Genomic DNA, 14,578 nt, shown 5'->3' on the forward strand with positions numbered 1-14,578 from the left:
GTGGACCTGAACGCAGAGATCCTTCGGCTCACCGCCGAACTGGCCGCCGCCAAGCGCTCGGCCGAAGAGGCGGCGACCCGGTCCGTCGGCGCCGGCCAGGCCCTGGCCGCGGCCCAGACCGAGCAGGCCCGGCTGCGCCAGCGCGTCGCCGAGCTGGAGGCCGTCGCCGCCCAGGCTGTCCAGGCGCGCGGCCTGGCCGACGCCGCGGATCGGCGGGCCGCCGTCGCGGTCCAGGATCTGGACGCCGCCCGCCCCGTCCGCGACCAGGCGGCGGCCCGGTACAACACCCTGGCCGCGCGCGCCGCCGCGCTGAACCAGCAGGCCGCCCAGATCCCGGGGGTGCAGGCCGAGGTTTCAGCGCACCAGGCCGAGACCTCGCGCCTCGGCGCCGAGCTGACACGGATCAAGAACGCCAAACCCAAGCCTCCGATCAGGAAGCCCGGTTTGGACACCGGGATAGACTACGCCGAAGTGATGGAGGCCTGGCAGGCGCAGGTGAACGCGGCCACCCAGGCCCGCGACGCCGCCGCCGCGCGGCTGGCGGCGGCGCAGGCGCGGCTCGCCCAGCTGGCGCCCATCCCCGCCCAGGCCGCACAGGCGCAAGCCGAGGCCAACGCCGCGAGCCAGGCGCTGGCCGAGGCCGACCGGCGGATCGCCACGAACACCCAGCTTGTCGCGACCACGCGCGTCGAAGCCCAGACCGCCCGCGCCCGGGCCACCGAACTGGACCGCGCCGCCGCGCCGCTGCCGGAAGCACGCGGCCAATCCCAGACGGCGGACGCCGCCGCCGCGCAGCGCGGAGCCGAGGCCCAGCTGGCCGCCACGGCCCTAACGAGCGCTCAGGCGCGGATCGTCCAGGTCCAGGCCGAACTGGACCAGCGCCTCGCCGAGCAACGCGCATCGCTGCCGCAGGCCATTTTCGGATCGCTGCCGACGGACACCCCGATCGCGCTCCTTCCCGTGCGCCTGGAGACGCGGTTCGTGGCCGCTGGCGCGGGCCGCGAGTTGCTGGTGCGGGTCTATCCCGACACCATCCACGTCGATACGCATGAGCCGGAACTGACGCCCGAGGAAGACCTGTGGGGCAGGCACTTCTGGGAGCATGCCTGGCGCGCCGGCGACGACACCGCGCGGCTGGAGGCGGCCAGAGCGCAACTGGCCCAGCGGTTCGGCGAGCCCCGCGCGGCCTGGATCGCGCGAGCGCTCACCCCCGGCAACCCCGCCGATGCTCCCGCCGCCGCCCTGGCCGAAGACGCCCCTCTGCCCAAGGCGCTGGTGTTCCCCAAGACGGGCTCGCGCACGGCGTCATGGACCCGAGCGCCACACGCGGCCGCCCTGCCGGACCGCTGGCTGGCGGTGGGCTATCGCGACGGCAGGCGGGTTATCGTCGCCCAATCGGCCCCGGTGAAACCGCCGGGCGGCGCCGACGGCGCACCGCTGGCCGTGGCGGCCGCCCCCGACAAGGCGCCATCCGATCCCGCGCCGGAAAGCGGCGCCCAGGAGCTGCTCGACGCCGGAAGCCGCTGGCTCGTCGACTTCCAGGCGGCGCTCGACTGCGGAATGGCCATCCGGGCCCCATGGCCCCGGAACGAGCCCGAGCGCCTCGACCGCCTGCTGGTGTTCGGGGTGCGGACCACCGGCGACGCGGCGGCCTCGGCCGGGCGCCTGCGCGGCCTGCTGGACGCCCACCATTTCACCGACGGCCTCGCCTTCCTGGACCAGGGCTCGGCCAGCAACGCCACCGGGACCCCGACCTCTGATCAGGGCCGCGACGGCGCCGCTCGCCTCGACGTGGGGCCCGCCCCGACGCCGACGGACGGAAGCGACGGCGCGGCGGCCGCGAGCCTGCTGGGCCTCGGCCGCGATGTCTTCGCCGGCGTGGCGGGCGCCGACGGCCAGGAGCAGGCCGACGCCCAGGCGATGAACGCGGCGCTCTGGCCCGCGACCTGGGGCTACTACCTCGAACAGGGCATGGCGCAACCGCTCTCCGAAACGGCCCGGGGCAAGGCTCGCCGGCACTTCATCGACCACGTCCGGGGACGCGGCCCGGCGCCCGCCCTGCGTATCGGCCGGCAACCCTACGGGCTGCTGCCGGCGACCTCGCTGGACCTGTGGACGATGCGGCCGAACGAGCCGGCGCCCGACCTTGCCCCGCTGCTGCGGACCGCCAGGTCGATCTGGCGGGCCGTGCTCTCCCGCGCGCCGCACATCGGAGCCCCCGGCGACAAGAACGACACCCTCCTGCAGATCCTGGGCATGGAAGCGCGCTCGAGCCGCTTCGACCTGCGCAGCCTGATCGGCGGGCAGTACGGCCGACGATTGCTGGAGCTGTTGGGGCAGACGCCTCAGATCGAGCAGCTCGAGGCGCAGGCCGGCCGGGTGCGCGGCTTGCTGGAGGCGAACGGCCTGCCGGGCCACGCGCGACTGGCCGACGCCACATCGGGTACGCTGGCGCGCGACGTGTTCAGCGCCGACCGCGGCTCCCGCAATCTGGCCGACACCGGCGCCGCCGTGCATTGGCTGCTTTCCCTGACCGCCGAGCAGCTTCGCCAAGCGGTCTTCCCCCCGTCGCAGGAGCCCGGCGAACAGCCGCCGAGCCAGTTGTCCGACCTGCTGCTGCTGGCGCTGCGCCACGCCGCCCTGACGGAATACGATACGGCCGCCACCCGCCTTCTGGTCGCCGCCGGCCAGGCGACCGCCGATGCGCGCCTTGAGGCCGAAATCGTGGAGGCCGACCGCCCCAGGCCCTGGGACCGCCTGGCGACGCTCACCAACGTCGACGCCCTGCCGGAACTGGCCGAGTTCCGCCAAAGCCTCGGCCACATGGCCAAGCGGCCCGCCCCGGCGCTCGAAGGCGCGCTGACGGAGACCTTCGACCTGGCCTCGCACCGGCTGGACGCCTGGATAACCTCGCTGGCGAGCAGCCGGCTGGCCGCGATGCGCGCGGCAAAGCCCGCGGGCGTGCACCTGGGCGGCTACGGCTGGATCGAGAACCTCGCCGCCGATGACGCCGCCGCCCCCAGGCGGGACGGGGGCTATGTGCAGGCGCCGTCGCTGGCCCACGCGGCGACCGCCGCGGTCCTGCGCAGCGGCTATCTGGCCCACGCGGACAAGGCCGAGAACAGCTTCGCCGTGGACCTGTCGTCGGCGCGGGTGCGATCGGCGCTGTGGCTGCTGGACGGCGTACGCCAGGGCCAACCGATGGCGGCGCTGCTGGGTTATCGTTTCGAGCGCGGCCTGCACGAGAACCACCCCGGCCAGGAACTCGACAAATACATCCGGCTGTTCCGCGAACTCGAGGGTTTTCAGGGCGACACCTCCCAGGCGCCGGAAGCCGAAGCGGTTCGCGTGGCCGAAAAGGCGTTGGCCGACGCACGCGTGGCGCTGGATACCGCGAGAGGTCTACTGGCGAGCGCCGCGGCGGCCGTACTGGCCAACAAGGACCTGATCGACGCCGGCGCCCGGGCCAACGCCCAGAAGAACGACCCCAAATCCGCCCTATCGCAAACGACCACCAGCGCCCGGCTGGCGGCGGAGGCGCGTGACAGGGTTCGCAACCGGCTGGCGGCGATCGCGGCCGATATCGAGGCCATGCAGGCGAGCATCAGCGACCTCCTGGACGCCGAGCGCCATGAACGCCCGTACGGCAAGCCGCCGATCGACAACAGCGCCGAGATCGATGCGCTACAGCAGGAGATCTGGGCGCTGGAGGCCGAGCGCGGCCAGATAGCGCCGACGCTGCCGGGGCTGGTCGAGCAGGCGAAAACCTGGGCGACGGCTCTGACGAACCTGACAAATCAGCTCAATCAGGCGATCACGGCGGGGAACACGGCCCAGGGCCTCAAGGCCGGACTGGAGGGCCAACGAACCACCGCCGCGAACGCCATCACCTCGGCTCAGGCCCTGGTCGACACCTCGAGCAAGACTTGCCTCGCCGCCTACGACGCGCTCTGGGCCAAGGCCCACGAGACCCTGCCGGCCGGCAAGGTCGTCGACGGACTGGCGCTGCTTCAACGCTGGAAGACGGGCAAGGCCGAAGGCCGCTGGGACCCGCAGACCATCCCGTTCGGCGCCGAACTGTCCGGCGTCCGCCTGCCTAGCCAGAACGGCGCGGATGCGGCCGCCTGGCGCGCCATCGCCGCCGAACTGGACGGTCTGGCCGACCTGATGGACGCCGCCAGCGACCTGATCCTGGCCGAGAGCGTGCACCAGGTGGTCCAGGGCAATCCAATGCGGTCCGGCGCGGCCCTGGAGGCGGTGGGACGCGGCGAGCTTCCGCCCCCGGATTTCGACGTGATCCGCACCCCAAGAACCGGGGTGGCGACCACGCATCGGCTGCTCGTCCTGCTGGCCGGCGCGCCGCTCGAACGGACCGGCTGGGAGGTCGCCCCCACGCAGGCCCGCGCCGCCGCCGAACCTCAATTGGACGCCTGGGCGGGCCACCTGCTTGGCAGCCCGAGCCGGGTGTTCTGCCGTGGGGAGTATTTCGACACCGCGACCGGCGCGGCGCTGAAGCCGCCGGTGACGCTGTCGCTGGCCGCGCTGAAGCTGGCGCCGCTGGACTATGTCCATATGAGCGACGCGAGCGGCGGCGGCGTGCTCTCGGAGCTTGAGCAACGGCTGGTCGATCACCTGCTCGCCGCAGCGCGACCCGCGGACGTTCCCGCCACGGCCGGCGTCCGCCTCGACTTCGAGCGCGATCCGGCGTGGAGCGCCGACCGGCTGGGCGCCGCGGAATTTCTGGAGGCGGTCCGCTCGGTGCGCGACCTGCTCGTCAACGCGCGCCCCCTGACCGCCGCAGACCTGGCCCAAGCCGAGTCCACGTCCTCGGCCGTGATCGACGTGGCCGACCTGCGCCGACGCGCCGACGGCGCCGCGGCCCTGCTGAAGGCGGCGGCGAGCCGCATCCCCGCTCCGCCCGCCGAAGGCGCGAGCGCCGAGGAGACCCTGGCCTACCTGCGATCACTGGACCTGGAAGCGATGCGCGAGACCCTGCTGGCGCTCGCGGCCTTCGGCATAGCCGGCGCCGCGCCCGCCGCGCCGTTCGAAGGTCTGGCCGAGGGGCGAGCCGCGCTGCTCGAACAGTCCAGAAGCGTCGGAACCGAGGTCGGCAAGCGGCTGGCGCAGTTGCAAGCGCTGGACGCCGCCGCCGATCGGGACACGGCTGCCCATCAGCTCTCGCGGCTGGCGGTCCTGTTTGGGGATGCGTTCAAGGTCCTGCCCCGCTGGTCCGCGCCCAACGCCGCGGAGCTGGAACGGACCTTCGCCGCCAGTCACCAGCTCCAGGCGCGCGGTACGGGCAAAGCCGATCCCCTGCCCGCCGTGACCTGGGTGCAGCGCGCGGCGCGGATGCGGGACGGCGCCCGGCGGCTCGACGAAACCCTTACCTTCGCCGAAGCCCTGCGCGGCGATGTCGCCCTGCACTTCGAGGTCGGTCAGCTGCCCCATGTACCGAACGACCGCTGGACGGCGCTGCCGCTGCCCGCCGGCGCGGCGCCCTCGCCGGGCCGACTGTCCCTGGTCGCTCACCTGGCGGGCCGGGTCTCGCCCCAGGCCGCCCCCAGCGGCCTGTTCGTGGACGCCGCGGGACGGCCGGCGCCGGTCTGCGGCCTGATGGTCGACGAGTGGGTCGAAGCCATCCCCAACGCCAAGGAAACGACCGGCCTGGCCTTCCACTACGACCAGCCGGGCGCCCGCGCGCCCCAGGCCGTGCTGCTGGCGACCCCGCCCAACGCCGAGGCCGCCTGGCGGCCCGAAACCCTCGAGGCCATCCTGCTGGAGACCCTGGAGTTGGCGAAGCTACGGGTTCTCGACCTGGCGGCGCTGCAAACGGCCGAGACCACCAAGGTGGGCCTGGCCGGCCATTTGCTGCCGGCGCTGGCCTTCGCGATCAACGCCGAAGGCGACGCCATCTCCACCGACTTCGCCCAAGCGGCGACCGTTCCGGCCTGACCCAAGCGACCAAGGCGAGCCCCATGCCCTCCATCACCACCTGGACCCGCATCGAACCGGTCGGCCGTGATCCCAACATGACCGGCGGACTGAACGCCGCTGTCCACGATCCGTTGTGGCTGCTGGCGCGCCAGTGGCAGTTTGGCGAGTTCCTCGGGACCGACGCGGGTTCGCCTGCCCTGGCCCGCTTCGAGGCGGACTGCGGACGACTGGACCGGTTCCTGCCGGACTACGATCCGGACCGCGTTCCGACCACCTTCTCCAAGTTCGGCCTGACCGACTTCGACCTGGAATACTGGACCGGCGCGGCCTGGGCGCAGATCCCCGGCGGACAGGTTCGAGGCAACAACAAGGTTCATGTTCGAGCCCGGTTCTCGCCGATCCGCACCGATCGTGTGCGGGTGGTGGTGCGAGGCGCGCTCGAACAATTCAGCCGCATCGTCGAACTGGAGGCGATGCAGGCGATCGCCCAGCCCTCCGACCGCGACGTCACCTGGGTGAGCGACGCGGCGCCGGCCGGCGCCGTGGCGCGCGGCGACGGCTGGTCATGGGCCATGGACGCCACCGCGCCGGCCGGCGGCGGCAAGGTCCACAGCACCCCCAACGCCGACGGCGTCAAGCAGCACTATTTCGAGGATTGCGCCGAGCACCTGCCGATCCACGAGGGTGAGAGCCTGTTCGTCCATGTGTGGCTCGATCCGAAGAACCCGCCCAAGCAGATCATGCTGCAAGGGTTCGACGGGACCTGGGACCATCGCGCCTACTGGGGCGAAAGCCGCATCGAGTGGGGCGTCGAGGGCCAGGTGAGCCGCCGGCGGATGGGCGACCTGCCGACGCCAGGGACCTGGACCCGCCTGGAGATCCCCGCCAAGCTCATCGGACTGGAGGGCCGCACCCTCAGGGGCATGGCCTTCACCCAGTTCGGCGGCCTCTCGACCTGGGGTTCGGCCGGCAAGACCCGTGCGTTCCCGCCGGGCTCGGGCCTGTTCGCCGAATACTTCCCGAGCGTAGACCTGACGGGAACCGCGGCGACCCGGATCGACCCCGTGGTGGATTTCGCCTGGGGGGCGGCCGCCCCCCTTCCCTCCATACCCGCCGACAGGTTCTCGGTCCGATGGACGGGCGAGATCACGCCCCGGTTCTCCGAACCCTGCACCTTCCATGTCACAGGCGATGACGGCGTGCGCCTGTGGATCGACGGCAAGATGATCATCAACGCCTGGATGAACCAGGCGGCGACCGAATACAGCGGCACGGTCACCCTGCAGGCCGGGCGCAAGTACGCCATACGGCTTGAATACTATGACAGCGTCAGCGTCGCGGAATGCCGGCTGATGTGGTCGAGCCCGCGCCAGCCCAAGCAGGTCGTTCCGCAAACCCAGCTCTACCCGCCGCCGTCCTATGCGGTTGCGTCCAGAAACGTCGCCCTGGCAGCCAACGGCGGGCGAGTGTTCGCCTCCTCGACCCACAGCGCGGCGTATCCGGTCACCGGCGCCAACAACGGCGACCGGACCGGCGCGGCCTGGGCCCAGGGCGGGGGCTGGAACGACGCCACGGCGGGCAGTTTTCCCGACTGGCTGCAGGTCAGCTTCAGCGGCGAGAAGCTGATCGAGGAGATCGGCGTCGTCACCCTGCAGGACGGCGCGCCCGTCGAGCCGGTCCCCTATCGACTGGGCGCCGAGCAACCGCTGGACGGAGTCCGCACGCCGCTGGAGGCGCTGGTCGAGCGCGAACGGGCTCAGGCCGACGACGACGTGCGGGCGGCCGCCGAAAGCGGCCTTCACTTCCTGCGGATCCTCTCCAGCCGCGGCCTTGGCAAGTACGGTCCGGCCGTGACTGCGGCCTATCGGCTGGAAGAAGGCCCCGGCGGCCCCCGCCGAGACGCCGCCAGCCGCCGGTTCGCCCGCCTGATGTCGGGCCGGACGCCGGACGGGCGCAAGCTGCGCGCCGCGCTGAAGCTGTCAGCCCCCGCCCTTCCCGCCGCGTTGGCCGTGAGCGCCGTCGACGACGCCGCCCTGCGCGCCGCCGCGGAAGCCTGGCTGGCCTGGCAAGGCGGCCTTGCCGAAACCGAAGCCGGCGCCGCGCCCGCCTGGCGGCCGGAGCGGATGGAATACGCCTTCGCGGTCTCAGCGACCACGTCCGCCGGCCGGGTGGATCTGGCCGCCCGCGACTATCCCGGCGGAGCCCTCGACTGGCATGCGTTCGACGCTCGCCTGCAACCCGGCGCGAGCGGCGGCAGGACCGTGGTCGCCGAGGCCATTCCGGCGCCGGTGAGCTATCGCGGCATGCCCGCTCCGCGCTACTGGCAGTTCGAGGACGGCCAGGTGGACTGGGGCCAGGTCAAGGCCGGCGAAACCGACCTGGCCATGCTCGCCCTGCTGGAGTTCGCGCTGGTCGGCAGCGACGACTGGTTCGTCATGCCCGTGGAACTGGATGCCGGAACGGTCTGCGCCCCCAAGGCGCTGACCGTCGTCGACACCTTCGGCGTGACGACCCAGATCCGCCATCATACGGCGCTGGACGGCGCGACGGCCGGCTGGAACCTGTTCGGCCTGTCGCCCCAGCAGGCGACCGATGTCGCAAAGCCCCTGTTCTTTCTGGCGCCGACCCTGCTGTCGCCGATGGAGAGCGCGCCCGTCGAAGAGGTGCTGTTTCTTCGCGACGAGATGGCCAACATGGCCTGGGCGGTGGAGCGCGTCGTCCAAAGCGAAACCGGCCGCCGCATGGACCGCTACGAAGCCTACCGGCAGAGCCGTCCGCAAGGCGCCGCGCCTGGCCGGCTGGACGCCGGCGCCGCCTCGGCGCTGGTCTACAAGGTGGGTTCGGAACCGCCGGACTACTGGATTCCGATGACCCCCGCCCAGGTCGCGCCCAGGTCATACCGTCTCCGGCGCGGCGCTCTTCCCGGACCGGACGGCAAGGCGACGCCGCCGCTCGGTCTCATGCTCGAGCCTGGCCGCCGGCTGGACGTGCACGAGGAGGAGATCCCTCGCGCCGGCGCCCGGGTCACGCGCAGTTGGCAGTTCGCCCGTGGCCTCGACGGGACGCCCTATCTGTGGATGGGACGGCGAAAGCAGCCTGGACGGGGCGAAGGCTCCAGCGGCCTGCGCTTCGACATCGCCGACCGCGCCAAGACCTGACGCTTCAGGTCGCGGCGACCGCCGTCCCGCGACCTCTAGAAACCCGTACTGACGGTCGGCAGCAGGCGTGGTCCACACGGGTCGCCGTGCCGGCTGTAACCCGAGGTTTCCAGGCCAATGGTCTGGGTCAAGACCGCGCTGCTTTCACTTGGCGGCGCTTGGTCGAGAACATCGACGACGCCGAAATCCACCTTCACCTCGCCCGGCCCGCCAACGACCGAGCGGCGATGGCGCCAGCCGCGCCGGCCAGCGCCAGCATGATCAAACTCGATATCGATCGCATGGAACTCTCCGCGGGCTCAGCCGGCCAGCCGCACCTTGACGGTCGTCGACAGGCCCGGCCGCAGATGGGCCAGTTCCGGCTGGCCCGGGTCGAGGCGAATGCGCACCGGCACGCGCTGGACGATCTTGGTGAAGTTGCCTGTGCCCGGCTCGAACGGCAGCAGTGAGAAACGCGACCCCGAACCGGGCGCGAAGCTTTCGACGCGGCCAGTCAGGGCCTTGCCGCCCAAGGCGTCGACCTTGATCGTCGCGGCCTGGCCGGGGACCATCCGCTCGACCTGGGTCTCCTTGAAGTTGGCGGTGACATAAAGCGCTCGCATCGGCACCACGCTGAGCAAGCGCGAGCCGGGCTGGACATAGTCGCCGGGCTCGACCTTGCGGTCACCGACCACGCCGTCGATCGGCGCGACGATCACCGTATGCCCCTGATCCTGGCGGGCCAGGGCCAGGGTCGCTTCGGCGCGCGCCACGTCGGCCTGCGCCTGCGCCACGGCCGCCAGCAGGCTGGCTCGCTTGGCCCGGGTCACGCCGCTCTGGCCGAGACTGACGGCGTACTGGGCGCGGCTGCGGTCGGCGTCCGACTGGGCCGAGACGGCGGCGGCGCGATAGCGCTCGACGTCGCGCCGGGCGGCTTCGCCATGGCCGAACTGCGCTACGCCTCGGGCCTGTTCAACCTGATGCGCAACCTCGGCGGAGCCATCGGCATCGCCGTGGTCAACACCTGGCTCAGCGACGGAACCCGGATCGCCGCCGCCCACATCGGCGAGAACCTCGGCCGGGCCGGAAGCCAGGCGCCCGACTTCGTCGCCGCCCTGGCCCTCCAGATGGCCGAGCGGACGCCCGACGCCGCCCAGGCGATGGGACTTGCCCAGGCCGAGCTCGCGCGACTGGTGGCCCGGCACGCCGCCACCCTGGCCTTCAACGACGCCTTCCGGCTGATGTCGTGGATGTTCCTGGCCGCCCTGGTGATGGCGCCGTTCTACCGGCCCGCACCACAGGGCCAGGCGCCGCCACCCGACGCTCACTGAGGAAAATCAGCGAGAACTCAAGCAAATGCGCGAACGCGCAATGAAGACGGAAGACCGCTGGCGCGCCCTGCAGGATTCGAACCTGCGACCGTTCGCTTAGAAGGCGAATGCTCTATCCAACTGAGCTAAGGGCGCGCGCTCGCCGGCCCAGCGTTCCGGACCCTTTAGTGGGTCCAGGGCTGCTTGCGGTTGGTCGCGAAGTTGTCGGCGTAGGCCTTGATGATCCGCTTGGGAACCTTCGGCTCGAATAGCTGGAACGAAATCTCGTGCCGCTGGGCGTAGGCGATGGCCTCGTCGCGGGTTTCGAAGGTCAGGCGGACCTGGCCGTTCATGTCGCTGGACTGGGTCCAGCCCATCAGCGGGTCAGGCTTGCGGGCCGAGGCCGGTTCGAACTCCAGCACCCAGTCCTTGGTCTTGGCCTTGCCCGACTGCATGGCGTTCTTGGCGGGACGATAGATGCGGGCGAGCATGGACCTCTCCAAAAGGCGCTGCCGGTGGTCGGAGCGGCAGGATTTGAACCTGCGACCCTCTGCTCCCAAAACAGATGCGCTACCAGGCTGCGCTACGCTCCGGACACCAGCAAGGGGTTGCTCCTACTCGGCTTTGGGGTCGAAACGCAAGCCTGCGCGGGCGGGATTTTCAACGCGGCTCAGCCCTTGGGGAAGATCCTGTGCCGTACGCGATCGCCGGGAAGCACGCCGAGCTGCCCCGCCCGGCCGCCGGCGATCTCCAGCACGCCGAGCACGGGACCGCCCGAGGGCAGCGGCGTCTCGTCGAGCGGGCGGGCGTTGCGGACCATCGACAGGATCCGCCCGTCGGGGCCGATGTAGAGGATGTCGAGCGGGATCAGGGTGTTCTTCATCCAGAAGGCCGCCCGCTGCGGCTTCTTGTAGACGAACAGCATGCCGCGGTCCGGGGCCAGCGACTTGCGGAACATCAGCCCCTTGCGCTGCTCGGCCTCGGTGGCGGCGATCTCGACCTGGAAACGGACGACGCCGCGGCCGGTGACGAGCTCCAGCGGCTCGAGCCGCGGACCGGCCGCCAGGGCCGGACCGGCGACTCCGAGCGCCGGGACGGCGCCCACCAGAAGCCGCAGCGCGTCGCGCCGTCGCGGATCATCAAGAAGGGCCAAGAAAGCCTCGCCAGAACCATGGAGCCGGCAAGGACCCTACCCGCCCCTCACCGGTCGTAAAAGCCACGTCAGGCGGCGGTGATCTCGGCGACGACCAGCCCCTTCGGACCCTGCGCGAAGCGAACCATGACGTCGTCGCCCGGCTGGAGATCCTCCAGCCCGCCGCGGCGCAGGGTTTCGATGTGGACGAAGATGTCGCCCGGCGCCTCGTCGCGGACGACGAAGCCATAGCCCTTGGTGCGGTTGAACCACTTGACCTTGGCTCGCTCGGGCGGACCGGCCGGCGTCAGGGATTGGCGGGACGCGCCTCCGAAGCTGCGAGGCCCCTCGCGCCGGGGCGCGGCTTCGTCGAAGGTGCGCCGCGGGCGTTCCAGCGGCGAAGGCGCCGAGGTCTCGTCGAGGTCGACGACCTCGCTGACCTGCCAGCCCTTGGGCCGCTTGACCACGTCGCAGACGATGACCGAGCCCTCGAGGGCCGATTCACGGCCGCAATTGCGCAGGGAGGTGACGTGAAGCAGGACGTCCTTCAGGCCTGTCTGGCCCGGATCGTCGGGGACAATGAAGCCGTAGCCCTTGCCGACGTCGAACCATTTCACACGGCCGCTGATACGCACGAGGTCTTCGTGCACGCCCGATGCATCCAAGTCGTAACCAGACATTCCGCCCCTCTGGCTCGCCCAAACAGCCCAAAGGAGCGAGCGCCACAAGAATAACACTGTTCTCGGGGAGGGATGGCCGTCAATGGCCAAATGATGTGGAGAGCGCGCAATACGAAAGGCGCGACGTTTAGTCGCGCCTTCTGTGTCGTATGGGAAACTCTGAACTCTGCGGTTGGCAGTCCCTAGGGGAGTCGAACCCCTCTCTCCAGATTGAAAATCTGGCGTCCTAACCGATAGACGAAGGGACCACTAAGCTTCACAGAAGCAAGGTAATCCGCAGTAGTTCAAAGTAGACGCCTCGCGACTGGCAGTCCCTAGGGGAGTCGAACCCCTCTCTCCAGATTGAAAATCTGGCGTCCTAACCGATAGACGAAGGGACCGCGTCGCCGCGAGGAGCCGGGGATATACAAAGGCTCCCCGGAGAGCGCAAGCGGTCAGATGCGATTTTTTTATTCCGTCCACATGCGGGGATCCGCAGCGTCCTCGATCTCTAGCTGGACCCCTTCCCGGCCCATGTAATCATCGGGTTTCAGGCGGCCAACGACGTGCAGCGCGCCACCGCCCGCCAGCAGCCTGCGGCCCAGATCGGTCTCGGCCGAACGCCAGGACACGGCCTTGATGCGGTCGCCCGTAGGCCCGACGAGGTCGACTCGCACGTGACCGCCACGCAGGGCCATGACCCGCTCGGGGCGCACGCCGGCAAGGGCGAAGGTCGGCTCGACATTGCCGGGGCCGAACGGGGCCATCTGCTGGAACTCGGTCCAGAGGCCCCGATTGGCGGCGCGCGGCTGCACCAGGGCGTCGATCTCGACCGACTCGGCCCCGACGGCTTCCATCTCGCCGGCCAGGGCTTCTTCCAGGAAGGCGCGCAGTTCGGGGATCGAATCGGGCCGCACGGTCAGGCCCGCGGCCATGGCGTGCCCGCCGCCGGCCATCAGGATCCCAGCCTCGAAGGCGGCCTGCACGGCCCGGCCCAGATTCACGCCCGGCTGCGACCGGCCCGAGCCCTTGGCGATTCCCGCCGCGCGGTCGATGCCGATGACCAGGGTCGGCTTGCGATAGCGCTCGCGCAGGCGGCTGGCGACAATGCCCACGACGCCCGGATGCCAGTCCTCGCCGGCCACGACGATGACCGGGGCGTCGGGATTGAAGTTGCTGCTGCGCTCGAGAATCGCCACGGCCTCCTCGACCACGGCGGCCTCGACGGCCTTGCGCTCGGTGTTGAGGGCGTCGAGTTCCTCGGCCAGCGCCCGGGCCTCGATCGGATCGTCGGTGGAAAGCAGGCGCGCGCCGAGGTCGGAGCGACCGATCCGGCCGCCGGCGTTGATTCGCGGCCCCAGGATGAAGCCGGCATGGAACACGCTGGCCGCCCCCTGCCCCTTGGCCACCTCCAGCAGGGCCTTCAGGCCCGGATTGGCCCAGTTGGACATCACCCGCAGGCCGGTGGCCGTCAGCGAGCGGTTGAAGCCGACCAACTGGGTGACGTCGCAGACCTCGCCCAGGGCGGTCAGGTCCAACCACTGGCGCAGGTCGGGCTCGGGCCGTCCCTCGCCGAACAGGCCGCGCTTGCGGGCCTCGCGATTGAGGGCCACCAGCAGGATGAAAGTGACGCCGGCGGCGGCCAGAACCCCCTGCCCGCTCTGGCAGCCGGGACGGTTGGGGTTGACCACGGCGGCCGCGGCCGGCGGGTCCTCGCGCATCAGGTGGTGGTCGATGACCACGACCTCCAGGCCGATCGTGGCGGCGCTGGCTATGGCGTCATAGGCGGCCGCGCCGCAATCGAGGGTGACGACCAGTTCGGCGCCGGTCTCGCGGATGGTCTTGAAGGCGGCCGGGCTGGGCCCGTAGCCCTCCTTCAGGCGATCGGGAATGTAGATCGGCAGCTCGACGCCCATGTGCCGGAACCAGCGCACCAACTGGGCGGCGCTGGTGGCGCCGTCGACGTCATAGTCGGCGAACACCATGGTCGGGCGCCCCTGCTCCAGGGCGTCGATCAGGATCTCGGCGGCCCGATCCATGTCGGTGAAGCTGGACGGGTCGGGGAACAGCGACTTCAGCGTCGGCTGCAGGTAGTCGCGCGCGCCGTCCAGCCCGATCCCCCGAGCGGCAAGGGCCCGGGCCAGGGGCTCGGAAAGGCCATGCAGCCTGGCGATGTCACGAACGACGGCGGCGTCGGCGAGACGTTCGCGCCAGGCGCGACCCGACAGGGAGCGCTCGACGCCCAGGAAGGCCTCGGCGGCGGCGGGTACGGCGTGACCGTCGGCAGCCATGGGCTAAACCAGCCTGAAATCAGCATCTTGGGGCATTGGTCGACCCTATCTGCTTTACGGGATTCGATCCATGACACGCCGGTGCGGCGAAAACGGACGCCCCCGTTCGATCGCA

8 protein-coding genes and 4 tRNA genes are annotated in these 14,578 nt (G+C 71.0%); 3 read left to right on the forward strand and 9 right to left on the reverse strand.

The features are described from left to right. Both DDF62_RS08905 and DDF62_RS25375 read left to right on the forward strand, forming a co-directional pair. The gene (locus DDF62_RS08905; protein WP_133244903.1) at nt 1-5,952 is read left to right on the forward strand and encodes a hypothetical protein; all 5,952 of its coding nucleotides are present in this window, start codon (nt 1-3) and stop codon (nt 5,950-5,952) included. 23 nt (nt 5,953-5,975) lie between these two features. Continuing rightward, a complete protein-coding gene (locus tag DDF62_RS25375; protein ID WP_133244904.1) occupies nt 5,976-9,092 on the forward strand; it encodes a PA14 domain-containing protein in 3,117 nt (1,038 codons plus the stop codon). A gap of 299 nt (nt 9,093-9,391) precedes the next feature. Here the strand turns inward: DDF62_RS25375 and DDF62_RS26845 are convergent, their stop codons facing one another. Further along, nucleotides 9,392-9,844 carry a hypothetical protein gene (locus tag DDF62_RS26845; protein ID WP_482764082.1) on the reverse strand — a complete coding sequence of 151 codons (453 nt, stop codon included), beginning with the start codon at nt 9,842-9,844 and terminating at the stop codon, nt 9,392-9,394. Here DDF62_RS26845 and DDF62_RS26850 point away from each other — a divergent pair. Continuing rightward, a complete protein-coding gene (locus DDF62_RS26850; protein WP_482764083.1) occupies nt 9,794-10,402 on the forward strand; it encodes a hypothetical protein in 609 nt (202 codons plus the stop codon). The genes DDF62_RS26845 and DDF62_RS26850 overlap by 51 nt on opposite strands. A 58-nt stretch (nt 10,403-10,460) precedes the next feature. On the opposite strand, the gene DDF62_RS08930 is transcribed toward DDF62_RS26850, so the two are convergent. From DDF62_RS08930 to recJ, 8 genes are all read right to left on the reverse strand, one after another. Then, nucleotides 10,461-10,537, reverse strand: a tRNA-Arg gene (locus DDF62_RS08930). Nucleotides 10,538-10,566: 29 nt separating this feature from the next. Next, the gene (locus DDF62_RS08935) at nt 10,567-10,872 is read right to left on the reverse strand and encodes an ETC complex I subunit (RefSeq protein ID WP_058346925.1); all 306 of its coding nucleotides are present in this window, start codon (nt 10,870-10,872) and stop codon (nt 10,567-10,569) included. A 25-nt stretch (nt 10,873-10,897) separates the two neighbouring features. Beyond that, nucleotides 10,898-10,974 (reverse strand) — tRNA-Pro (locus DDF62_RS08940). Between the two features lie 77 nt (nt 10,975-11,051). Next, complete coding sequence (locus DDF62_RS08945) at nt 11,052-11,498, reverse strand: DUF192 domain-containing protein (RefSeq protein WP_165832217.1); 447 nt, start codon at nt 11,496-11,498, stop codon at nt 11,052-11,054. Between the two features lie 104 nt (nt 11,499-11,602). Further along, nucleotides 11,603-12,193, reverse strand: a complete 591-nt coding sequence (cspD, locus tag DDF62_RS08950) for a stationary phase survival cold shock domain protein CspD (RefSeq protein ID WP_116488800.1) — start codon at nt 12,191-12,193, stop codon at nt 11,603-11,605. A 173-nt stretch (nt 12,194-12,366) separates the two neighbouring features. Beyond that, nucleotides 12,367-12,441 (reverse strand) — tRNA-Glu (locus tag DDF62_RS08955). A 57-nt stretch (nt 12,442-12,498) separates the two neighbouring features. Next, nucleotides 12,499-12,573: transfer RNA gene (locus DDF62_RS08960), tRNA-Glu, on the reverse strand. Nucleotides 12,574-12,642: 69 nt separating this feature from the next. Further along, nucleotides 12,643-14,463, reverse strand: a complete 1,821-nt coding sequence (recJ, locus tag DDF62_RS08965) for a single-stranded-DNA-specific exonuclease RecJ (protein WP_116488801.1) — start codon at nt 14,461-14,463, stop codon at nt 12,643-12,645. Nucleotides 14,464-14,578: the final 115 nt, after the last annotated feature.

This window comes from Caulobacter radicis (assembly GCF_003094615.1).
Lineage (GTDB): Bacteria > Pseudomonadota > Alphaproteobacteria > Caulobacterales > Caulobacteraceae > Caulobacter > Caulobacter radicis.